This is a genomic window from Enterococcus sp. DIV0756, assembly GCF_051710745.1.
Taxonomy (GTDB): Bacteria; Bacillota; Bacilli; order Lactobacillales; family Enterococcaceae; genus Enterococcus_A.
In genome coordinates this window covers 2,903,794-2,927,235 of record NZ_JBIOLF010000001.1, presented here as the reverse complement: position 1 = coordinate 2,927,235, position 23,442 = coordinate 2,903,794, and the positions used below count along the sequence as shown (strand labels likewise).

15 protein-coding genes are annotated in these 23,442 nt (G+C 39.0%); 13 read left to right on the top strand and 2 right to left on the bottom strand.

All coding sequences use genetic code 11. The features are described 5' to 3' along the window. The first annotated feature begins 28 nt into the window (after positions 1-28). The 7 genes from IGI44_RS13995 (at position 29) to IGI44_RS13965 (ending at position 10,996) form a co-directional block, all read left to right on the top strand. Entirely contained in the window at positions 29-253 is a 225-nt protein-coding gene (locus IGI44_RS13995; protein ID WP_438788366.1) for a hypothetical protein, read from the top strand. Positions 254-1,172: 919 nt separating this feature from the next. After that, positions 1,173-5,354: a SpaA isopeptide-forming pilin-related protein gene (locus tag IGI44_RS13990; RefSeq protein WP_438788365.1), complete on the top strand. Its 4,182-nt coding sequence runs from the start codon at positions 1,173-1,175 to the stop codon at positions 5,352-5,354. Further along, complete coding sequence (locus IGI44_RS13985; RefSeq protein WP_438788363.1) at positions 5,351-6,808, top strand: SpaH/EbpB family LPXTG-anchored major pilin; 1,458 nt, start codon at positions 5,351-5,353, stop codon at positions 6,806-6,808. The genes IGI44_RS13990 and IGI44_RS13985 overlap by 4 nt, the downstream gene beginning before the upstream one ends. A 4-nt stretch (positions 6,809-6,812) precedes the next feature. Further along, on the top strand, positions 6,813-8,714 hold the full coding sequence (locus IGI44_RS13980) for a SpaH/EbpB family LPXTG-anchored major pilin (RefSeq protein ID WP_438788362.1): 1,902 nt from the start codon (positions 6,813-6,815) through the stop codon (positions 8,712-8,714). Positions 8,715-8,730: 16 nt separating this feature from the next. Further along, on the top strand, positions 8,731-9,570 hold the full coding sequence (locus tag IGI44_RS13975; protein WP_438788361.1) for a class C sortase: 840 nt from the start codon (positions 8,731-8,733) through the stop codon (positions 9,568-9,570). Between the two features lie 481 nt (positions 9,571-10,051). Then, positions 10,052-10,201 (top strand): hypothetical protein, encoded by a 150-nt coding sequence (locus IGI44_RS13970; RefSeq protein ID WP_438788360.1) that lies wholly within the window; start codon positions 10,052-10,054, stop codon positions 10,199-10,201. 528 nt (positions 10,202-10,729) lie between these two features. Beyond that, complete coding sequence (locus IGI44_RS13965; RefSeq protein WP_438788359.1) at positions 10,730-10,996, top strand: hypothetical protein; 267 nt, start codon at positions 10,730-10,732, stop codon at positions 10,994-10,996. Between the two features lie 48 nt (positions 10,997-11,044). Here the strand turns inward: IGI44_RS13965 and IGI44_RS13960 are convergent, their stop codons facing one another. Next, positions 11,045-11,557, bottom strand: coding sequence for a type 1 glutamine amidotransferase domain-containing protein (locus IGI44_RS13960; protein WP_438788357.1), 513 nt, complete (start codon positions 11,555-11,557; stop codon positions 11,045-11,047). Positions 11,558-11,720: 163 nt separating this feature from the next. On the opposite strand from IGI44_RS13960, the gene IGI44_RS13955 reads away from it, so the two are divergent. From IGI44_RS13955 to IGI44_RS13945, 3 genes are all read left to right on the top strand, one after another. Continuing rightward, a complete protein-coding gene (locus tag IGI44_RS13955; protein WP_438788356.1) occupies positions 11,721-11,918 on the top strand; it encodes a hypothetical protein in 198 nt (65 codons plus the stop codon). Positions 11,919-12,297: 379 nt separating this feature from the next. After that, positions 12,298-13,140 (top strand): BglG family transcription antiterminator LicT, encoded by an 843-nt coding sequence (gene licT / locus IGI44_RS13950; protein ID WP_438788355.1) that lies wholly within the window; start codon positions 12,298-12,300, stop codon positions 13,138-13,140. 85 nt (positions 13,141-13,225) lie between these two features. Beyond that, positions 13,226-15,133 (top strand): beta-glucoside-specific PTS transporter subunit IIABC, encoded by a 1,908-nt coding sequence (locus IGI44_RS13945; protein WP_438788354.1) that lies wholly within the window; start codon positions 13,226-13,228, stop codon positions 15,131-15,133. 42 nt (positions 15,134-15,175) lie between these two features. Here the strand turns inward: IGI44_RS13945 and IGI44_RS13940 are convergent, their stop codons facing one another. Then, the gene (locus tag IGI44_RS13940) at positions 15,176-16,093 is read right to left on the bottom strand and encodes a MurR/RpiR family transcriptional regulator (RefSeq protein ID WP_438788353.1); all 918 of its coding nucleotides are present in this window, start codon (positions 16,091-16,093) and stop codon (positions 15,176-15,178) included. Positions 16,094-16,311: 218 nt separating this feature from the next. On the opposite strand from IGI44_RS13940, the gene IGI44_RS13935 reads away from it, so the two are divergent. The 3 genes from IGI44_RS13935 (at position 16,312) to IGI44_RS13925 (ending at position 22,773) form a co-directional block, all read left to right on the top strand. Continuing rightward, positions 16,312-17,703, top strand: a complete 1,392-nt coding sequence (locus tag IGI44_RS13935) for a 6-phospho-beta-glucosidase (protein ID WP_438788351.1) — start codon at positions 16,312-16,314, stop codon at positions 17,701-17,703. Between the two features lie 17 nt (positions 17,704-17,720). Continuing rightward, the gene (locus IGI44_RS13930; RefSeq protein ID WP_438788350.1) at positions 17,721-19,151 is read left to right on the top strand and encodes a 6-phospho-beta-glucosidase; all 1,431 of its coding nucleotides are present in this window, start codon (positions 17,721-17,723) and stop codon (positions 19,149-19,151) included. A gap of 418 nt (positions 19,152-19,569) precedes the next feature. Beyond that, complete coding sequence (locus IGI44_RS13925) at positions 19,570-22,773, top strand: SpaA isopeptide-forming pilin-related protein (RefSeq protein WP_438788349.1); 3,204 nt, start codon at positions 19,570-19,572, stop codon at positions 22,771-22,773. Positions 22,774-23,442 lie beyond the last annotated feature (669 nt).

Sequence of the window (23,442 nt, the reverse complement as noted above, 5' to 3'; positions counted from 1 at the left end):
TTTGCTTGGATTGATTTTTCAAGGAATCATGACGCTTCTTCTGCTAGTTATTATGATTGGTTATCATGGAAAGAAGTATACCAGTTATCGACCAGAAGGCTATGCCTATTTTACCTTGCGTTATGCGATCCTCATGGTCTCTTTTCTAATTAATGGTGTCGTCTTGCTTCTTATGGACTCAATTATTTCGGCATCAACGATGTTGTTTTTTCGAGTTTTTGATCAACTGAGTATCAAGCTACTAATCTACTAATGTTAGAATAAAAGAAACATAAAACGCATGTGTACTGAGCAATTTCGAATGATTGATCGTCATTTTACGATAGTTTAACTACCTAATTTTCCCAAAATAAGGACACTTCAATCATTAGTAAAAAGAAATATTTTATTCGATAAAGTTATTAAATTAGTGAAAAGAATTGAATTATCGTTCATTTAAACACCTTTAATTCGCGGAAAGTGTGCTATAATAAACAAATACGAAAAATATTTTTATGCGACACTTTAACTCATTTTGATGAAATTTAATCAAACTGGCGTAACTATAGGGTTACAAGGATGTATTAGAAGGATTTGGGAATACATCGTTTAAACGAGAAATAGTTAATTTTTAGTAATAGTCAACACCCTCAACTTTAGAATAACAAATATTGATTAGTTAGATAGCCCGCTCTTGATAGAGCGGGCTATCGTTCATTTTCGGGAACATTAGCGACCTTTATTCTGTAAAGGTTGCTAATGTTCTTTTTTTGACCAATTTAATAATTATTTTTAAAAAAAGTGGGAAAATGATTTTTTTTTAAATTACAGACGAAAATCTAAAAAAATACTATGAATAAAAGGGGAAATACCTTAACTTGTGGATTTGGTTCATATTGTTACTTGATAAATGGGAATAGTGACTTATTCAATTAGAAAAAGAACGTTTCATAACATTACATGCGATTTATCTCTAAGATAAGCATGCTTTTTCAAACGTAAAATTACATATAAATAATTTTTCTGTGTGTTTTAGAACTATAATGAAGCTATTTGATGGCACCTATAATTACTGATAGGATTTAATTAAAGTATATTTTGTTATATTTCGACTTTAGAATTATTATAATTAGTTTTTGGTTAATTATTTGTGAGGCGTTTTTAACGGATATCTTAGAGGGGGGATGAGGAATATGCGGAAGGTAAGTTGTCTAACCAGTGTAGCATTGACAATAGGCTTATTGTTAAGTTTAATTCCGTTCAATGCAGGTAGTCGAGCAGAAAATTTAACGAATCAAAGCGGGGTTTTAGTTACCAATGCAACTATTTTAGATGTCAATGGAGTAGACAATACTAGTGAGCATCTGGTAAGAGAACAGGAACCAGTGACAATCGAAATTGATTGGCAAATGAGTAATACCACGTTGATTGAAGAAGGAGCGAGTTTTCAATTAAATTTGCCGAAAGAATTAACTTATGCCAATCAAAATGGGCAATTGTCAGATGGAATGGGCAGCTTCCAAGTAAGTGAGGGAATGGTTCATTTTACTTTCGCTCGAAATTATCAAATGGAAGTAGATGAGAGGTTACCGGATTATAGCTCTGTGAAGCACTACCAAGGAAGTTTGTCACTGGAAGCAGAAGTACCTAAAACAGATAGTTCAGAAATATCACTTGATTTTGGGAACCAAGTGGTAAGACAGTTGGTTGTTGAGAGTGAAAGCAAGGAAGCTAAAGATGAAGCGCCAATAGGTGAACGTAATTCTGAGGAAGCACCACTTTCTGATGGACGAAGTTTGAATGATCTGGGTATTTGGGTGATGCGTAGTTGGCAAGTGCTAGATGGAAATGATAAAGAATTTACTGAAGAAAATCCACCTACGCGAAATGACAACATCACGATCAATTTTAATTGGAAACTAGAGAATGAAGTAGAGATCTTAGATAAGGACTTTTATACCTTTCAGTTAGAGGATTATTTTGCAGTCCATAAGAGCGTTAGAGATGAGCCTTTAGAAAATGAAAACGGCCCGAGTCTTGGAACCTTCGATTTGACAACGGATGGATTATTAACAATCAAATTCAATGAGAATGTGGAAAAGTATAGTAATCGTCAAGGAACCATTCATATTTCTACCCAATTAGATGTGGATGAGCAGGAGACTGAGATAATAACAGAAAAAGAAATTGATGATGAGGGAAATGCGACTGAAGAAACAAGAATTCCGATTCTGAAAGCTGCGATCCAAAAAAATGGATCGATCACAGAAGGAAAAGAGATCGTCTGGGAAGTAATCATCAATGATGATTGGCGTGAACTTTCAAATGTGAAAGTGACCGATTTTGTGGGAGCAAATCATGAATATAGAAGCTATGCTTGTCAGATTCAAGAGGAAAAAGACGGCGAATGGAAGAATGCTCCTTCGGGATTTTGTTTTCGAAATTATGATGAAAAAAACGATCAGCATGTCTTCAATTTCTCAGGGTTAGAAAGAGAAGGAAAGAAACTAACCCATCCTGTAAAGTTTATCATTCGGACTCAGATTACGAATGCAGAATCAGAGACTGTCTCATATAGCAATTCTGCTGCGATCGAAGGATCAAATTTTAGAGTGCACAGAGTAGATGCTTCGGTGGATCTCGTAAATATAAAAAACTACAAATTTTTATATGATTCAGATTTTGATAAGGGAATTCTGAACTGGCGGATTAAGGCAACAGTGAAAAATGATAATGGAATCATCGTTGATCAGATGTGTCAAGACGAAAATTATCCACGTGGAGCATTACACTATTTGGATGAGGATAGCTTAAAAATTAGTGATGCCAAAGGAGAGCCGCTTAACAATGATGATTGGGATTTTGTACAGGATAAAAAAATAACACATGATGGTAAAATTGTTCGTTTTGGGATTCAATTTAAAAAGAAAGGCGTGTATTATCTCGATTACACGACCAAAGCTTTTACGATTCCGCTACCAGTTAATCAGAAAATTATCAATAAATTGTGGATTGAAGATGAGTTCTATGACGGTAGTAGCGGTATCACTGATGATGATCTGTTAGGTGTAATCAAAACACATGATGACGCAAAAGTGGATTATACGAAGCGTGAAATTCCTTGGACGACTACCATAAATGTGAATAAGATCCTCATGAAAAATGCGGAAATCACAGATTTATATGGAACAGTAGATGGTGGAAGTAAAACGGCACATTGTTTAGTGGAAGATTCACTAAAAATCTACCCATATGACGATGAGGGAAATGTTGATGAAACGAAACCTTTAAAAAATGGGACCGATTATGAACTGAAGTTCATGGAGGAAAATACAGATTATAAAGCAGGATTTGTAATCAAATTAAAGGGGGAAACCTACGGAAGTACAAATGAAACACTAGAACTTCGTTATAATACCCGCTTTTTTATGGAGGATCAGAATAATACTGGAGCAAATCCAACCAAAAAGAGCAACTATTTCCGCAATTCAGCACGTGTGAAGTATTGGAATGAGCAAGAGGAGATTTGCTACGATTCTGATGAAGATGAGATGTGGATCAATAATAATTTTAGTCAAAACGGCTGGAAGTATGGCACGTTTGTCGTAGAGGGTGCCCAGTATAAAGGTCAGACCAGCCCTTTTGAAAAAGAAACCCCCAATAAGGATACTGTCTATTGGTCAGTACCATTAAATATTTGGCAAACAGGAATGAAGCGAGGAACGGTCATAAACGAAACACTAACAGGCGATCAATCAAACCCTGAAGTAAAGATATACAAAATAAAAAATATCATCAATGTCGATGGGGGGAACAAGCTAGGTGATTTGGGTGATGAATTGAAAGTGGATACTGACTATCGAATCGGTAAAAATACCGATGATCCAAGCAAATTTGACATTGAACTATTAAAGGATATTGATGAGATGTTTGCTGTTTTTATAAAAGTAGATGCCGGAGATGAAACGCATAAATATCAGAATCGGGCCTTTATCGATCTTGGCGATGATGCAGTAGATGTTGATTTATCAGCCTCAGTAGACAAGAGCTCGGCTTTCAATTGGATAAATAAAACCGGGGAGCAAGTAAAAGAGGGTCAGAATTTCGAGCTTGAAGCGAAATACACGATTGTTCTTAACAGAGATGGACGTACGGTAAAAGATACCGTGGTTACCGATACAGTGGTATCAAATCAACAAACCTTCCAACGGGAAAATGAGGATCAACCAAAAGTTAAAGCATGGACTTCTTATAATAACCAAGGCACATATGTAAAGGATAAACCCATCGATCTAACAGGTGAAAAGTCAAAAATAACCAATGACATAGCAGGCGGTACGCAGACGATGACCTTGTCATTAGGAACGATCAAAAGCCCTATTTTGATTGAGTATTATACAGATATTTCTCCAGCGATTCCAAATGATACAAGTATCACGAATTCTGCCCAACTAAAGGGCAAGGAACAGGAAATCAGTACATCGAAAAAGAATATCATCGTTAAAAATACACGAGGATCTGGAACGTCCACTGGTGTCGACGGTTCGTTAAGGATTCTTAAAAAGGACGAGAGCGATGAGCTGATAAAAGACGGTGCAGCGATATTTGATCTCTTCACAGTGGATAATACTACTAAAGAAAAAACGCCTTATTATACAGGTATTCAGGTACAAGGAGACAAGATTCTCCAAATTGGAAACGATGTCCAGACCCCGCCGTTAGATAAGATTGGAAACTTACGTTACGGCACATATGCCATAAAAGAAACAAAAGCCCCAGATGGTTATGATTTAGATGATACTCTGCGTGAATTTACGATCGATGAGAATACTTCTGATCATGAATACGTTTATGAGCACATAAACAAAAAAACGAAACCCTTCGAGTTATCGATCTTGAAGCAAAATGAGGATGGTGACCAAGGGTTAGAAGGCGGTGAATTTAGCCTGTATGAATCTGCTCCAGAGAAGCCGTTAGCAACAGCGAAGACAGAAGACAACGGGATCGGAAAATTTGTCGATAGTCAGGAAGCCCCGTATGTATTGCAATTAGGGAAAACCTATAAAGTAAAAGAAACAAAGGCCCCAGAAGGGTTCGTCAAACTGAAAGGTGAGTTCACTGTTTCGATCTCTTCGAAAGGAGACGTTACCGTCAAATACGATGGTGACGATCTTAAGGATGCTGATGTGATCGTCAAAAAGAGTACAGACGATAAAAATTCTCAAATCCAATTTACAGCTAGAAATAATCCACGGACACCATTACCGAAAACGGGCGGGGCTGGCGGAGCATTGCTTGTCACGTTAGGTCTGGTTGGTTTAATTGTGGGATTATGGTATCACTTCCCATTGAAGAAAAAGGAGGGTTTGTCATGAAGAGGCTCGTGAAATTCACAATGATGCTCCTATTTCTCCTTCCAATCATTTGCGGGATGGGACAGCAAGTCGCTGCGGAAGCAGATACGCTAACATTTACGTTACACAAGTTGGTTTTTCCAGAAAATGAAATGCCAGATAAGAGTCAAAATGATGGCGATGAGCGTTTGAAGGACTATGATGGTCTGAATGGTGTGACCTATGATGTGTATGATGTGACGACAGATTTTTATCGTTTGCTGGAGGCATCACAAGATAAGACAGCAGAAGAGGTTCAATCAGAATTACAGAATATGAATCTCTCAGATCGACAGGCTGTTGGGCAACAGCTCACAGCGACAGTCGGGGACAAGGATGGGATAGCTAACTTCCATTTGCCTAAGGTGTCTGGCGGTAAAGATGCGGTTTATCTTTTTCGAGAGAGTGCCGTGCCAAGTGATGTAAAGAGCAAAGCAGAGGATATGATCGTGGCCTTACCGGTACTGGATTCTGCGGGAAATAGTCATCAAGGGCCGATCCACCTGTATCCAAAAAATGAACTCAACCAGCCTAGCTTTGAAAAAATGATTCTGGATCAGCAGCCGAGCTATCAAGTGGGAGATCAAATCAAGTATGAGCTGACGACCGTTCTACCATCTAGCTTGTCGATGTATAGCAAGTATTTGATTTCAGATCAGGCAGATGAAAGTTTAAAACTTGATGATACCTCTATCAAAGCTCAAATAGAAACAGATTCCTTCACTAATTATCAGTTGGCAACCTCTGAGCATGGCTTTAAACTGAATTTTGATCTGACAAAACTGAAACCTTACGCAGGGAAAAAGATCACGATAACATACACGATGGTCTTGGTTGATGCCAGTAAGATTGATCAGGACATTATTAACCGCGCGGAGTTAGAGACAGACTTCGATAAGATCACCCGCGAAAGAAAGATAAAAACAGGCGGCAAGAAATTTATGAAGGTTGATGCATTAGCGAAAGAGCAGACTTTGGCTGGAGCCGCTTTTGTTGTTAAAAATTCACAGGGAGAATACTTGCAAGAGGATAAGGGATATCAGTGGACCAAGAATAAAGCAGATGTTGGGGTAGTCAAATTAACATCCAACAAGGAGGGCTTCTTTGAAGTTAAAGGGTTACGATACGGCAGTTACCTACTGGAAGAAACGAAGGCCCCCGATGGGTATCAATTAAGTACTAAGGATGTTCCTTTTGAGGTTTCAGAAAACAGCTATACGTTCTCTAAAGGGATCCTGCAGGTTGTTAATCAGAAGGAACCATCAACAAGTAAGCCTGGCACACCGATAGCTACAAAAAAAGCTGCCGCAGGCTCGGTTTCTCACTATCCAAAAGCAAATGATCAGAAAAATCTGTGGTTTATCGTAATAGGTGGAATCTTAGTCGTTATAGTCGTCGTACTTGCATTTCAGCGTAAAGCTAGAAGGAGTGAATAAGAAAATGAAAAGAAATATGTTTCTCTTACTTAGTTTAGTAGCGACAATCGTGTTTCAGGGAGTGTTCGGCTTTGCTGGTGCAGCAGAGGCAAGTACCCCCGATACTCAGAAAATTGTGATCCATAATCTGAAATATGAAGAATTACCAAATGAACTTCAAAATACCGGAGATGAAATGAAGGATTTTACGGGCGAACCATTGGCAGGCTCGGTTTTCACCGCGTATGATGTGACGACGACCTATTGGAACACCTATAATTCTACAAGTGGTAATCATGAGGCGAAAGAAGCGGCGGGAATCGCAGCAGCTAAAAAAGTTGACACTTCGAAAATGAATGGAAACGCGTTTCCTAAGACTGACAGTGATGGGATCGCCGAACTGTCATTACCGATAAAATCCGGGGCAGATAATGCGATCTATCTAATCAAACAAACGACCTTCCCGGCAGGAATCATTCCTGCTAAGTCAGAACCTTTTGTCATCGGCTTGCCTTCTCATGATGCGAATGGAAATCTAAGAGAGGAAGTCCATGTCTACCCTAAAAATGAAATACCAACAAATGATCTGAAATTTATCAAATACGGCATTGATTCGGATGGGAAAAAAGATATTCTAAAAGGTGCACAATTTATTTTGCGGCAAAAGGGTGGCAAGTACTACAACTCAACTAGTAATACATTCGATATTCTCGAAGCCAATAAAGAAAATGCCGCCGTATTTACTTCGGATGCAAAAGGAATCGTGGAAGCAAAAGGACTAGTATTGTCTCCAGGTGTCTACGAGTTTTACGAAATTGAAAGTGATGTAGCGACCTCCGAAAAACAAGATGAGAATCAAACAGGAGATTATAAGTATCATTTTAGAATCAATCCTAAGGTGTCCGTTACTGTATCAGATGAGTGGGAAGTGGAAAAATATGACTATTATGATCAAAAGTTGCAGCCAAAAAATCTTACTGCACCTTTTGATGAGGATGAAATCGCCGAAGCCTATAATTTCAAGGTGCCGAATGTAGATAAAGAGGTCGATGATGAGGAGGTCCGCAACGGACAAGAAGTCACCTATACTATCTCGAAAAAAATCCCAGAAGATGTTAGGAATTATAGCTTCTATAAACTGATCGATACGTTTGATCAACGACTGGAACTTTGCTGTAGTGAGGAGAAAATTCTTAGTAGTATTAAGATAGACGGTGGAGAGCCAGCAGGATTGTCACCGCAATTCGAAATGACTTCTGGATCAAACCAATTTACCATCACCTTTACTCCGGCTAACTTAGCAAAACATGCGACGAAAACCTTGACCTTCCAGGCAACGATGAAAGTCAAAGCAGGAACAGATCTGAAAGCCATTAATAATGATGTGGTCTTTGAGAATTGCTTCCGTGACTCGAAAGACTTCCAGCGTGTAGAAACCTATGCCAAACGCTTTGTCAAAGTCGATAGCAAAACGGACAAAAAGTTACAAGGTGCCGAATTTGTGATAAAAAATAAAGCTGGCGACTTCATGAATTTAACAGAGGAAAGTACTGGAGACTTTGTCCAATCAGTATCAGGTTATGCTCAAAACTATGTGGTGAACTGGGTTACTGATGAAACAGACGCAACCAAACTCGTTTCAGACGATGCTGGAAACTTTGGCGTTTATGGTCTAGGCTCAAAAGAAGCTGATTATTATACGTTAATTGAAACCAAAGCACCGGAAGGGTACGTGAAGCTAAAGGATATGACATTTACGGCAGATGGCGGCTCGGAAGGAGAAATTCTACGAGTGGGTAACAAGACAAAAGGCATTCTGCCAATGACTGGAGGAATGGGGATTGCGGGGCTGATTGTACTTGGACTGATTGGGCTAGTCAGCGGGATTACCTATTTTAAGCAACGACATCAATTAACTAAAAATTAAGAAAATTGGTGGTTCGATGAAGAAAAAAAAGGTTTTAGATATTCTTATGTTCATAGTAATGATCGGTGGATTGGGCGCGTTGCTCTATCCTCTTGTGGGAGATACGATGAATCATTATTGGAACCAACAGGTCATCAACTACTATCAAGAAAAAGCCAACACAGAAAACCAGCAGGCGATCCAGCAGGAACAAGCACGTATCAAGGAAGAGAATAAAAGGATTGCCAAAGCCGGTGTTCCCGGCAATGATCCCTTTACAAAAAAAGAACAGCAGCCCACTAAAAATGAAAAAAGCTACTATCAAAAACATACGATTGCGGTTATCCGAATCCCTAAGATTGGTGTTTCGTTGCCAGTGTTTGATCAAACAGATGGACTGTTTTTGAAACGTGGAGCTGCTTTACTAGAAGGCACCTCTTATCCTAGCGGTGGAAAAGACACGCATACAGTGATTACGTCTCATCGAGGACTGAAGGAGGCCAAGTTGTTTAGTGATCTGCCAAAATTAAAAAAAGGGGATCATTTTTACCTGGAGCATAATAAGCAAACCCTTGCTTATAAGGTAGATCTAATTCAGACGATCGAACCGACCGAAGTTGAAACATTGAATATTGTCGAAGGAAAAGAGTATGTCACCTTGATGACCTGTACGCCGTATGGAGTGAATAGTCATCGGTTGTTGGTTCGAGGGGTACGTGTTCCTTTCGATGATGAGATGAAAAAGAACCTTGATGAAGCAAATCAGGCCCAACAGAAAAAGTATCTCGGAGTGACACTTTTTAGTCTTTTGTTAACCATCGGAGTAAGCGGTATAGCCTTCAAACGAGTCCGGAACAGGAGAAAAGGGTCATTCTGATACATCTAAATAAATGATTCGACTATCTGACTCTCGTTCATTGGAGTTAGATAGTTTTTTTGACTCATAAGGCCCCCTGATACCGCAGTTTCAATGAACATTTTTGCGTGAGACCATTTTTAATGAATATTTTGAAAAAATTGGTACAGCCCTCTCATGTCTGAAAGGATGATTTAAAAAACGATCGGCTCATGATCATCGGCAGGTCCTTATTGATTATTATTGCAGTTATATGAGCTATCCGTGGTTAGAGAAAAAGAAGGAATTGATCAAAAAAGAATGGGGATCGCCTGTTCCAATTGAATTCTTATTTTAAGGTATCAAGCAGTAAGAAGTAATTTCATCCTCTCTTCTCAAGCTTACTGAATCTAAAGAAAATCCCCTAATTTACTTTAGACTCAGAAATATTTTTGATGTTGTTTACACGAGTAGGAGCTAGTTGCTAAAATAATTAGTAAACCTAAACGAATGGAGGAACATCATGAAATTTAAGCGGATCATTGTTTTTTCAGTGAAGGATTTCAACAAGAATAAAGAGAAGGATGGTTATCTGCCGCAAAATGGCACAATCATCAATGCCTTTGTAGGTTCAAACGGCGTAAATTGTGTAGCAGTAGGGTACGATTGCTAAGTAGAATCAGGGAACAGCTAGTTACCGGCTATTTTTTACTGTAAAGATTTACTGACTTCAATAAATTCATGGCTGGTGGTAGACTGGGGGGGAGAGGGGAGTCGTCGTAAGAACCAAACGTATGAATCCAAATTATATCGGACTTTTCCTAGTAGGACTTTTTATTGTGTGCTGTTTATTTTCAATCGTTTTTTTAATGCGATCATTTAGTGAAAGCGGGGGACTTTTTTGGATAATTATCTGATTAAGGAAATTGCGATTGCAGGTATTTTTTGTACGGGTCTATTCCTATGCATTGCTTTGATTACTCGCTTGACGAATGGTCTCTTTTTTTCAAGATTTCCGTGGGATTTTGTTAAGCATAGAGAAGATTTGCGGTTTGAAGCGGAGCGCAGAGCAGGAAAAGCCTATAGTCAGTTCGTATTTACATACGTTCCCCCATTTTTTATCGGTTTTGTGCTGATATTTTTGATGTCGTATCTTTTCAGGTGAGTGTAAAGTAAAAATCTGCTTAAATGGGAGCTAATTATGAACTATCGAGAGAAAAAAGCTTTTCTAAAGAAACAATTGGCTGACTATGAAAAAGGGAATCCGATGACTAAAAAGGAACGAAAAGAGCTGCGTGAATGGGTTGGGCTTGGAAACAGTCCGTACACAAACCCATTGTCCTTCATTGCTGAGAATTATCTACAAGAAATGGATTTTCTCGCGTATTTACGTACAGAATCAGAGCGGAATAAGGAGACAGATAGAAGTGGGGAAAGTGAGGCTAGTTTTGACGACCTTCCGTTCTGAAAGAACAAAAACGAAGCGAATGATTCGCTTCGTTTTTTGTTATGAAAATTACGCGTGTAGAACCTCGACGATTTTCTCATTGAAATCGGGGAGATCATCGGGTGTTCGGCTAGTTACTAGCTTGTTGTCTACTACAACAGCTTCGTCCTTGACGATCGCGCCAGCGTAGCCTACATCTGGACGGACTGTCGTATAGGCAGTCATTGTGCGCCCCTTAGTGAGTCCGGTCTGTATGAATAGTTGCGGACCGTGGCAAATAGCAAATAATGGTTGATCCTTATCTAAGAAATAGGAAACGAAAGACACAAAACGTGCGTCTCCACGTAATTGATCAGGTGAAAAACCGCCAGGAATGAGTAGTGCATCGAAGTCCTCAGGTTTTACTTCGTCGATTCCTTTGTCACTCTTGAAGGTCGTTCCTTTTTTTCCTGTAATTTCTTGGTCGGCTTCAAAGCTAATGATCGTAACTTCATTGCCGTCTTTTTCAAGTGCTTCTTTTGGAGAGGATAGTTCAACATCCTCTACCAGATCCGTAACAATTGCTGCAATTTTCTTAGTCATTGAATGTTCATCCTTTCTTTTAAGTACTCTTTCACCCTAAAGGATAATTGCTGAGAGTTCAACTAATCTGTTTGGGATGATTGATACTGCTTTATTCTTTAATGACTTTTTTTAGAGTATAATTATTTTATAACGTACGGAAAATGAAAAAGGAGCTAGGATAATGCTAATCGGAATGGTCTTTTTGGTTTTAGGAATCTGGCAGCTATGGATGACAAAGCGCTCTTTTTCTAATTTGATGAATAAAGGGAACGCCGGCACGTCTCCCTTCATTATGGTCAGCTTGTGGAGCAGTTATGTAATGGCGATTCTATTCTTGGGTATCGCCTATCAATTTATTGTTGGTGATTTCGATTTTTAATCGAGTAAAGACAAGGATTGTAGGCTTATTGAAGTGAGAGCGATAATTGTTGTTGGCGATTCACAAATTTCGTTATAAAAAAAATTCTTTTTGTAAAACCTGTTGACAGCGCTTTCTGTGTTTGTTAAGCTAATTTTGAATTAAATAGACCAATTGATGGATAGTGATTGTTTAAATACAAGCTAAACCTGATGAGATGTGTGCGATTATTTGTCGTGCCCTCATTGGGTTTTTTTGTTGCTCTAAAATGGGAGGTGACTTTACAAAAAAGAACAAACTTGGGTTTGACAATAACTACATAGCTATCTATCATTTTAAGTGAACGAAGTCGTTGAAAATGGTTTTTAGTAGCGAATGTCACAGAACGGAGGAGCATTGGATGCAGATTCAAAAAATTTTGAATAACAATGTGGTGATTACGACAGATCAAAAAAATAACGAGATCATCGTAATGGGGCGTGGTCTAGCCTTTCAGAAAAAAGTGGGGGATGAGATTGATGAAGTAGCTGTCGATAAAACCTATCGATTGACAAATAGTGACTTGCTACACAAGTTTCAAGAGTTGTTAGAAGATATGCCGATTACGTATGTAGAAATTGCGAACGACATTATTGATGAAGCAAAAGTCACATTGAAGAATCCGTTAAATGATTCACTCTATATCTCAATTACTGATCACTTGTATGCTGCAATCCAGCGTGTAAAAGAAGGTGTCCGCGTTCGGAATTTATTGTTATGGGATGTTAAACGTTTCTTTCCGGATGAATTTTCAGTTGGGTTGGATGCGGTGAGACGGATCAAGGATAAATTTGGGATTGATTTGGGGGAAGATGAGGCTGGCAACATTGCCTTGCATCTGGTGAATGCGCAGACGGAAAGTGATAATGAAGATGCCTATATGGTGGCAGAATTGATGCAGGAGATTATTCAAATTACCAGCTATTATTTTAAAGTTCAACTGGATGAAGAATCTGTCTATTTCTATCGTTTTACGACCCATCTACGTTTCTTTGCTTCTCGAATCATGAATCGCCGACAGTTGTCGGATGAAACGGATGACGAACTGCTACTGATCATTCAAAAAAAATATCAAAATGCGTATCAATGTGTTGAACGAATCGCGGATTTTATTCGCAAGCAATATCATTATGAAATGTCCAATGATGAGAAATTATACTTAACGATTCATATTGCACGATTAGTACAAAAAGTAATTCAATAACAGTTGAACCCGCCCGCTTCTCACGTTATCCCGGGTTGTTGATTAGTGGAAGGGTATACATTGAAATGAAATAGGAGGAAAAACAGTGGGTAAATATCGTGATTTAGCGGAAAAAATTGTTGAAAATGTCGGTGGTAAAGAAAATATCAATAGTTTAACGCATTGTATTACACGTCTGCGTTTTAAATTAAAGGATGAAAGCAAAGCAAATGATGACGTGCTGAAAAATATGGATGGTGTTGTGACAATTATGCATAGTGCCGGACAATACCAAGTCGTTATTGGTAATCACGTGGGGCAAGTCTACGAAGATGTGGTAGATATGACTGGTCTTGGCGGTGAAAGTAGTGAGCCCGAGGAGGCTTCTGGCAGTCTTTTTGATCGTTTGATTGATGTGATTAGTGGTATTTTCCAACCCTTCTTAGGTGCATTGAGTGCTGGCGGGATGATCAAAGGGCTGAATGCGATACTGGTTGCGACTGGTTTACTAACTGCTGAAAGCGGTACCTACATTGTTTTGAATGCGATTGGTGATGCGATCTTCCAGTTCTTGCCAATTGCAGTAGCAGTAGCCGCTGCAAAAAAATTCAAAGTCAATCAGTATGTCGGGCTAGTTATTGGAGGGGCACTATGTTATCCGACGATTCAATTATCCGCGATAGCTGTTGAAGGTGCGAAACCACTGTATACGTTATTTGCAGGTAGTTTATTTGAAAGTCCAGTTTACATGACGTTTATGGGACTTCCTTTCGTAGCGAATAATTACACCAGCAGTGTGATTCCATCAATTTTAATTGTTTGGCTAGCAAGTAAATTACAACGGCCGTTACGTAAGATCATTCCAGAAGTGATTCAGAACTTCTTTGTACCATTTTTCTTATTGTTAATTGCTTTGCCGATTGGTTTTCTAGTAATTGGTCCAGTTATCACAATTTTGACGAACATGTTGGCGACTGGTTTTGATAGTTTATTGGCCTTCTCTCCAATCCTATTTGGTTTAATCGTTGGTTTCTTCTGGCAAGTATTAGTTATGTTCGGTCTGCATTGGAGCTTGATTCCGATCGCGATCCTACAGTTAGGCACGATGGGCTACGCAACAGCTCTAACTGGGATGTTCGGTGCCAGCTTCGCACAAACAGCGGCAGTAGCAGCGATGTATTTCCGCTTAAAGAATCCAAAAGAAAAAGCATTAGTATTACCAGCAGTTGTCTCAGGAATCTGTGGTGTAACCGAGCCGGCGATTTACGGATTATCGCTGCCTAAGAAAAAACCATTTGTTTTCTCAATGATCGGTGGTGCCGTTTCTGGTGCCTTCATGACAGCTATGGGCGTTCGTTCATATGTAATGGGAGGACTTGGCGTTTTTGGTATCCCTAGTTATATCAATCAACAAACAGGAGATTCTTCAGGGGCAATCTACTCTGTCATTGCTATCGCGATTGCATCAGTGATTGGATTTGTGTTGACTTTCTTCTTCTGGAAAGACGATGCAGTAGTAGAGGAAACCCCAGAAGGACAAAAAGCGATGGAAGTTCGCAAAGAAATCGTGACTTCACCTGTTCAAGGTCAAATGATGCCGTTGTCAACAGCAAGTGATCAAGCGTTCGCGCAAGGTGCATTAGGTAAAGGTGTCGTAATTCATCCTACAGTTGGCGAAGTCGTGGCACCATTTGACGGTACGGTTATGACGATGTTCCCGACGAAACATGCGATTGGTTTGATTTCAGATAACGGATTGGAACTACTGATTCATATTGGCTTGGATACGGTTCAATTAGATGGAAAATATTTTGAAGCGCATGTGGAGCAAGGCGCGAAAGTCAAACGCGGTGATAAGCTGGTAACCTTTGATATCAGAGCCATCGAAGCGGCTGGTTACAGTGTGGAAACACCAGTGATTGTAACGAACTCAGCGGATTACTTAGACATTATCGAGTCCGATCAAAAAGACGGTGTTTGTAACAGTGATGAGTTATTGACCGTATTAGTTTAAATAGGGAATAAAAAAAAGAGTTCGAGGCGTCTGCCTCGAACTTTAATTTGGTCGAAAGGACTCCGTAAAGCGGATCATTGATTCTGGCGATTCAGCCATAATCGCTGAACTTGTTTTACGATTATCTGCCAGTTCGCCAATTTCGATTAAATGGTTGAGATTTTTTTGGTAATCCTCCGCAAAAACACAACTATATAAAACATCCAGCAAATAGCAAATTGATGAATTAATGGTAAAGTTGGCAATCTTGGAATAAAGACGTTCCCGCGTTGTGACTCGCAGGACCGCCTGACTGACGGAAGCCAACGTGTTCTCGCCAATGCTGGTTAAAGCGATAATGGGGATATTCTGTTTTCGCAAAATTTTTGCGATCTGAAGAATAAATTTATTTTCACCAGTGTAAGAGATCAAGATGGCACAGGTGTCCGCTTGACTATTAAAGGCTTCATAAGCATCTTCACCCATCGTTTGACTCGTTACGACGTTTTTTTGGATGCGTCGCATTTTTAAAGCAAAATCTTGAGAGATCAATAAGTTGGCGTTACTTCCAAAAATTTTGATTTGTTTTGCATTTAATAAAAGCTGCTTTGCCTGTTGCAGGTCATCGTGATTCAACAAACTCAGAGTGTCATCAATGGTTGTTCGTTCTAAGGAAGCAATTTTATTTGCAATCGTCATGATACCGTCATTGGTTTGAAAAGGGAAATTGGCATCCACATCTTCAAAGTAGGTTTGGAGATAGGTTTGCTCGGCCAAAAATTCTGTGCGTAATTCTAGCCAGCCCTTATAGCCTAGTTTTTTCGCAACACGAATCAAGGTTGATGGATGAACGAAATTGGCCTCCGCGATTTCTTTAATGGTCATCGGTTCAATCGCTGTTCCCTTTTCTAGAATATAATTGACCAAAGCCGTCTCTGCGTTGGAAAAGTCTGTTTGTTTCATTTTCTCTGATAGTAGCATTACGAGCGCACCTCCTATTTACGTTTATTTTAAATCATTTGTAAACGAATAGGGGCTTTTTTGATAAAAAATAGAGAAATATCCACCAAAATTTACAAAATAAACCGTTTTCATCCGATAGTTTGTAAATGCTAATGGAATAACTTGTGAACAGATTGAATAGAAGTTTTACATCGTAGATAATTGATTTGTAAATAAAAACAGAAGGAGTCGATTGAATGTCAGCAGGAGTAAAAATCGCCACAATTGGCGGAGGAAGCAGCTACACACCGGAGTTAATGGAAGGTTTTATCAAACGCTACGATGAATTACCAGTGCGTGAAATCTGGTTAGTCGATATTGAAGCAGGTCGTGAAAAACTAGAGATCGTTGGAGCGATGGCTCAACGGATGTGGGATGCGTCTCCTTATGATGTGAAGGTCCATCTGACGTTAGATCGTGAAGAAGCCTTGAAGGATGCGGACTTTGTAACAACGCAATTTCGTGTGGGATTATTAGAAGCGCGAATCAAAGATGAACGTATTCCTGCTTATTATGGCATGCTAGGTCAAGAAACCAACGGTGCCGGCGGGATGTTTAAAGCGTTCCGAACTGTTCCGATCATTTTAGAAATTGTGGAAGATATGAAACGTTTATGTCCAGATGCATGGCTGATCAACTTTGCGAATCCGAGCGGCATGGTGACTGAAGCGGTTGTTCGCTATGGTAAATGGGACAAAGTCATCGGCTTATGTAACGTACCAGTAATGGCGCAAATGGTGGAGCCTGAGATGTTAGGCAAACAACCAGATGAATTGATCTACAAATTTGCCGGCTTGAATCATTTCCACTGGCATAAAGTAACGGATACTCATGGCAAAGATGTGACACAAGAGATCATTAATAAAATGTATGAAGGCGACGAAACAGGGATGCCGAAAAATATTCATGACATTCCATTCCCAAGAGAAATTCTGGAACAAATGCAGATGATTCCTTGTGGCTACCACCATTATTACTACCAAGAAGAAGAAACGCTGGCTCATGCATTAGAAGAATACAAAACAGTCGGTACACGTGCGCAGCAGGTCAAACAAACCGAAACGGAATTGTTTGAATTGTACAAAGATCCTAATTTGGACTACAAACCAGAACAATTAGGACAACGTGGCGGTGCTTACTATTCTGATGCAGCATGTGAATCAATCGCGTCAATTTATGCGAACAAAAATACGCAATTGGTTGTCTCAACGAAAAACGACGGTGCCGTACCAGATCTGCCAGCAGATTGCGTTGTTGAAGTCTCTGCTTATATTGGTGGACAAGGCGCTCGCAATGTTGCTTTTGGTGAATTGCCAACAGCAGAACGTGGCTGGCTGCAAGTGATGAAAGCCATGGAACTGTTAACGATCGAAGCAGCGGTAACAGGCGATTACAATACCGCATTACAAGCATTTACCATCAACCCAATGGTGCGTTCTGGTAAAACAGCGCAACGGATTATGGATGAATTATTTATTGCACACAAAGATTACTTGCCAAACTTCAAAGAAACCATCGAACGTCTAGAAAAAGCAGGCATCGAAGTGCAAGATGAAGTGGCACGCGAATTAGATATGGAAAAAGTATAGAAAGTAGGAATCAATCAATGGGATTTAGAAAAGACTTTTTATGGGGCGGCGCAACGGCTGCCAATCAATGTGAAGGCGGCTATAATGAAGGTGGACGCGGACTAGCAAATGTCGATTTGGCACCAGTGGGTGAAGATCGTTTCGGCGTCATTGCTGGGAAAACGAAAATGTTCGATTTTGACGATGAACATTTCTATCCTGCTAAAGAAGCGATTGATATGTACCATCATTGGAAAGAAGACATCGCACTATTTGCAGAAATGGGCTTTAAAACGTACCGCTTATCTTTAGCTTGGAGCCGTATCTTCCCTAAAGGCGATGAAACAGAGCCGAATGAAGAAGGTCTAAAATTCTACGAGGATCTCTTCAAGGAATGTAAAAAATATGGCATCGAACCTTTAGTAACGATTACGCACTTTGACTGTCCAATGCACTTAGTGGAAAAATATGGCGCATGGCGCAGCCGCGAATTAGTCGGCTTCTACGAAAACTTATGTAACGTGATCTTCAATCGTTACAAAGGCTTAGTCAAATACTGGCTGACCTTCAATGAAATCAACATGATCTTACATGCACCGTTCATGGGGGCTGGTCTGTACTTTGAAGAAGGCGAAAACGAAGAACAAATCAAATACCAAGCAGCTCATCATGAATTAGTCGCTTCAGCGATCGCGACAAAGATCGCTCATGAAGTCGATCCAGAAAACCAAGTTGGTTGTATGTTAGCGGCAGGCTCTTACTATCCTTACACACCAAAACCAGAGGATGTCTGGGAAGGCCGTCAAGAAGAACGTCAAAACTATTTCTTCATTGACGTTCAATCTCGTGGGGAATACCCTGCTTACGCTTTGAAGGAAATGGCACGCAAAGGAATCGAAGTGAAGATGGAAGAAGGCGACGAGGAGCTGTTGAAGGCTCACACTGTTGACTTTATCTCGTTCTCTTACTATTCTTCTCGTGTCGCAACGACTGATCCTGAATTGTTAGAACAAACCAGCGGCAATATCTTTGCCTCTGTCAAAAATCCATACTTGGATTCAAGTGAATGGGGCTGGCAAATTGATCCACTTGGACTACGTATTACCATGAATGACTTATACGATCGTTACCAAAAACCATTATTCGTCGTAGAAAACGGCTTAGGTGCCATTGATACGCCAGACGAAAATGGCTATGTCGTAGATGATTACCGGATCGATTATCTTGCGAAGCACATCCAAGCGATGAAGGATGCGGTTGAGTTAGACGGTGTGGATCTACTAGGCTACACGACTTGGGGCTGTATCGACCTCGTGTCTGCCGGAACAGGTGAAATGAAGAAACGTTATGGCTTCATTTACGTGGATCGCGATAATGAAGGCAATGGAACGCTGAAACGCAGCAAGAAAAAATCCTTTGATTGGTACAAGAAAGTGATCGAAACCAATGGGGAAGATTTAAGTAATTAATAAAGAGTAGAAACGAGGTTGGCTTAATGAGCTGACCTCGTTTTTTTGGTGTTTTAGTTAGCGTTAATGATTTCCTATTATTAAGCTATTTCAATACAGGTTATCTTTTGAAAATGAGGGAGGAATTGCGACTTTTCTGTGCTGGATTACTCAATTTGATTATTTTTTTTAAACAGAAAGGGTATTGAAAAAGTTAATTTTAATTTAAAAAAAAGAGTAGTAATCGTGCAATAGGCTTTATTTTCTTTGTTATAGCAATATTTGTTCAAAATTCGTTAACTTAGAGAGCCGATATGCAGAAAAATGACGAATTTATTTATTCTGTTAAGCTGAGTATAGATAAAAAATAAGTATAAATCATAAAAAATAATTACTTGATTTTGCTATTTTATATAGAAGCGAACAGGGGATTAATTACATGCGAAAGATAAATATATTATTAGTAGTACTGATGATTGCTTCAGCTTTAACAAGCTTGGCAACGTCAATTAGTACCGTCCAGGCTGAAACAAATGAGACCGAATTAACGAACATCATTGATGAAAACTACATAACCCTTTCCTACCAAACTGAAGTGAGTAAAAACAGAGGACACTGGCTGTTGAAATTTAACCATCAGGCGCAAGAAAAGACAAACACTCAACGGTTAAAATTTAAAATTACAGATGAAAAGGAACAGACAATTGCTTATCCGGTAAGGGAAAACCTGCTTGAAAAGGCGGGGTGGTTGATTGAGAGGAATTTTTCTCGTCAGTCTGACGGGCAACTAGCGTTTGACTTGCCGGAAACGACGGAAAGGCTCTATTTATCCGTTCAGCTGGAACAGCAATCGGCAGAGGGAATAAAGGAATTAATCAAACAAAAGGAGCCTTATGTACTAGAGCTTAAGAATACGATGCGAACCGAAACGTCCACATCTGAAAAGCAAAAGACGCAAAGAAGCACTGGGATCACTAAGATAAGTAGTACAGAGTTTGTAGGACCAAAGCAGGCGGAAATACAGGCAACCAGTGTTGGCACAGCGAAGCAAATGTACAGTCCTTTGTACACAAATAAGGTGCCACAGTATAAAACCGATAACAGCGGAACGTATCCAGAGTTTTCATGGAAGCCAGAGGGACAAGACAATGTTTTGAATCATCAAGGGGGAAATTCAAATCAACTAGATTGGGATAATGTGAAGAGTTGGGATGTTACAGCGGATGATCATACGCAATCGTACATAAAATACGGAGAAGATAGCACGAATCCAAACATTCGTATTCGAAAATATGCCCAACAAACAGACAAACCAGATGAATTTAAGATTAAGCTGAACGTAAAAGGCAATATTTCCTATGAACCAGGAGTTGATCTAGTTTTTCTATTAGATAACTCGTTTTCAATGCTTAATTTGGGAAGTGGTTCTATATTATCTAGAAAAGAAAATACAGAGAAGGCCTTCAAAAAAATTATTGATAAGCTACAGGAAGATTATCCTGATAACCAAGGAGGCATACGGATCGGGTCACATACCTTTTCCGATTATGAACCTGGGTATTGGGGAGAAACAGCAAGTGAAAAAATGACTTTTCCCCTTACTTCAAATCATACGGAGTGGGATAAGATGGTGTCAGAATATGACAGAGCCATTTCTGTCGGGAGTACGTTTACACAACGAGGATTGAGAGAAGCGGCAGATATTTTTTTGGATGCACCGGATATTGGCAATCGCTACAAATTACTTTTTGTCTTAACAGATGGGGCGCCCAATAGAAGCTGGATACCTAAGGAAGCGATTCCTGATTCAACGATGTATTATGATCCTTATGATATTACTAGTTTTACTAATACCGGTTCTAAAGGGGAGTACAATTATGGAAGTAAATTGGGAGCGGATGCGAATCTAACAAAATTTCCCTTGTATAAGGGATTTGCTAGCAGTCATATCACGACAACAAATTCAACAGCAAAAAGAATTAAAGAGAATGAAGGAATCGAGATTCATACAATTGGTGTAGATATTAAAGGGACCACTGGTGATCATCCGACAGATGAATTAAAAAAGGGACTTTATCGAATGTCTACAAAGAAAGCAAATACTGGAGACGAAGATGAACCAGAAAATTATTTCTATTATGATGTAAGCAATTCAGATGAATTGTCGGAAGTTTTTAACAATTGGTATGAAACAATTATTCGCACCGTGGATGGTGGAATAATCACAGATCCTTTGGGTGATATGGTAGATATGATTGAAATGGATTCGCCAGATCAAACAGTAAAAATCACACAGGTTAATAATGGTGCAGCGGAAATAGACAATAAAAATATGCCCATTGCCCAGTTGAAAGACAACAAACGTACAATCGATATTAGCAACATAAATTTGACAAGTGGCCAAGAAATTGAAATCGAGTATACGGTCAAATTAAGAACGAACGATCCTGATTTTGTCTCGAGCCAATGGTATCCTACGAATAAAACAACTACCTTGAAACCGACACCTGAACGAACCAACGATAGTATTGAATTTGGTAGCCCCTCAATTCGATTCAAGAAATTGGATTTTGTTATTCCGGTCAAAAAGCTTTGGGTAGATGCATTTCAAGAAACAGAAAATTACTGGGAAATGAGAAATGAAAAAGTCACCACTACTTTACAAGAATTAAATGGATCTGATTGGAAAGAACTAGAGTCAATTGATTTGGATGAAGCGAATAAATGGGAAGGGAAATTTTCTCCAGTTGAAGGCGGAAAAGAAAATGTATACCGTGTCATTGAGCCAGAGAGAACACTTGGGTACAAGGCCCCCACGATAAATCAAGAAAGTTTCACCTCTGAGACGATCGCTACTGAAGGGATAGAAATGACTAATGAATTGTTAAAGACGGGGTATTCCTTTAATAAATTTATGGAAGATGGACGGACACCCTTTCTCGAAGATCTCCCTAGATTTCAAATCGTACGAAAGGATGGAAAGGTCCTTGCCCAAAACATAACACCTACCAATGAAGGAAACGTTCTTCTTCCAGCGATGCCGCTTGGAGAATACACGGTTGAAGAAACGTACGTCCCAAAAGGATTTCAAAAGATGGCTGATTTTGTACTCAAGGTCACAGAAAATGCAGCAGCAGAGGGGCTCGTCGTTAAAGTCAACAACCAAACAGATTCCCATACCGCTATCAATAAATTAAAGGACTTTTCTCTCAAGTTAAAAAAAGTCGATCCCACAGAAACACCACTAGCAGGAGCAAGCTTCACTTTGACCGGTCCAAATTACGAAATGACTAAAACAGATGGACCAGAATTCACCTTCATGGAATTACGTCCAGGAAGTTATACACTGACAGAAGTAGAAAGTCCTGAGGGGTATCAACGGATAAAAGAGCCTATCCAGTTTGACATTTCAATTAATGGGAAAGTTACAATCGTGCCGCATTCTGAGGCCAGCGGTTCAGAAAGTATGGATGGCGAAGTCAATACAATCAATCTAAAAGTCATAAATAAACGGGTTAGACCCGGAGTATTACCAAATACGGGACGATCTGGTATCCATAAATTTTACATCGCAGCGGCCTTTTTTATGAGTGTCGGGATTCTTTTAAGTGGTGCGTATGTGTATCACGATAAAAGGAAATAAATCATTCGTCTGGGAGAACTTCTTCCAGATTTTTTTGTCGTACGGGTAATTAACTGCTGCTGATAGTCCGCCACCGTGAGAGTTTATTTGCAAATAAAACCTACAAACATATGACACTTTTTTCAAGGGTGCGATAAATAAGAATCTATGTACACGAAAGTAGTTCTTAAATAATTGTTTATAAGTTTCCTAATCGTCAGTTTTAATATGTTTAATTCATTTAATTGATTAAAAATATTAGAAGAAAGCCGTCTTATTAATACTATTTGCAACATAAGTTAATGATTATTGATAGGCTAAATGCAACAAATAGTATATTTGAGTGTTTTTTTGAAGGTTTAACAAACGATAGAAAGAATTCAAATTTTTTAATTGATATTTCCAAATTGAGTACTATTATTTTTTAATCATTCTAAAAAAAATGGAGTAAATAACGAACTATTATCTATAAATTAATTGTTTACTGGGTTTTTGAATAATTTAATAACTATAAATAAATAAATAATAAAAAAGCGAGAAAAAATAAGATTCGATATGATAGTTATAGAAAAAGAATTCATAAAGAAATTGGGTTAGATGTTTGGTAAATGTAGAGTCAGTTATATTTTTGTTAGTTATTAATAGATAGTTCAATTAAAAAAATAATACATAATTTTCTTGAATTGATTT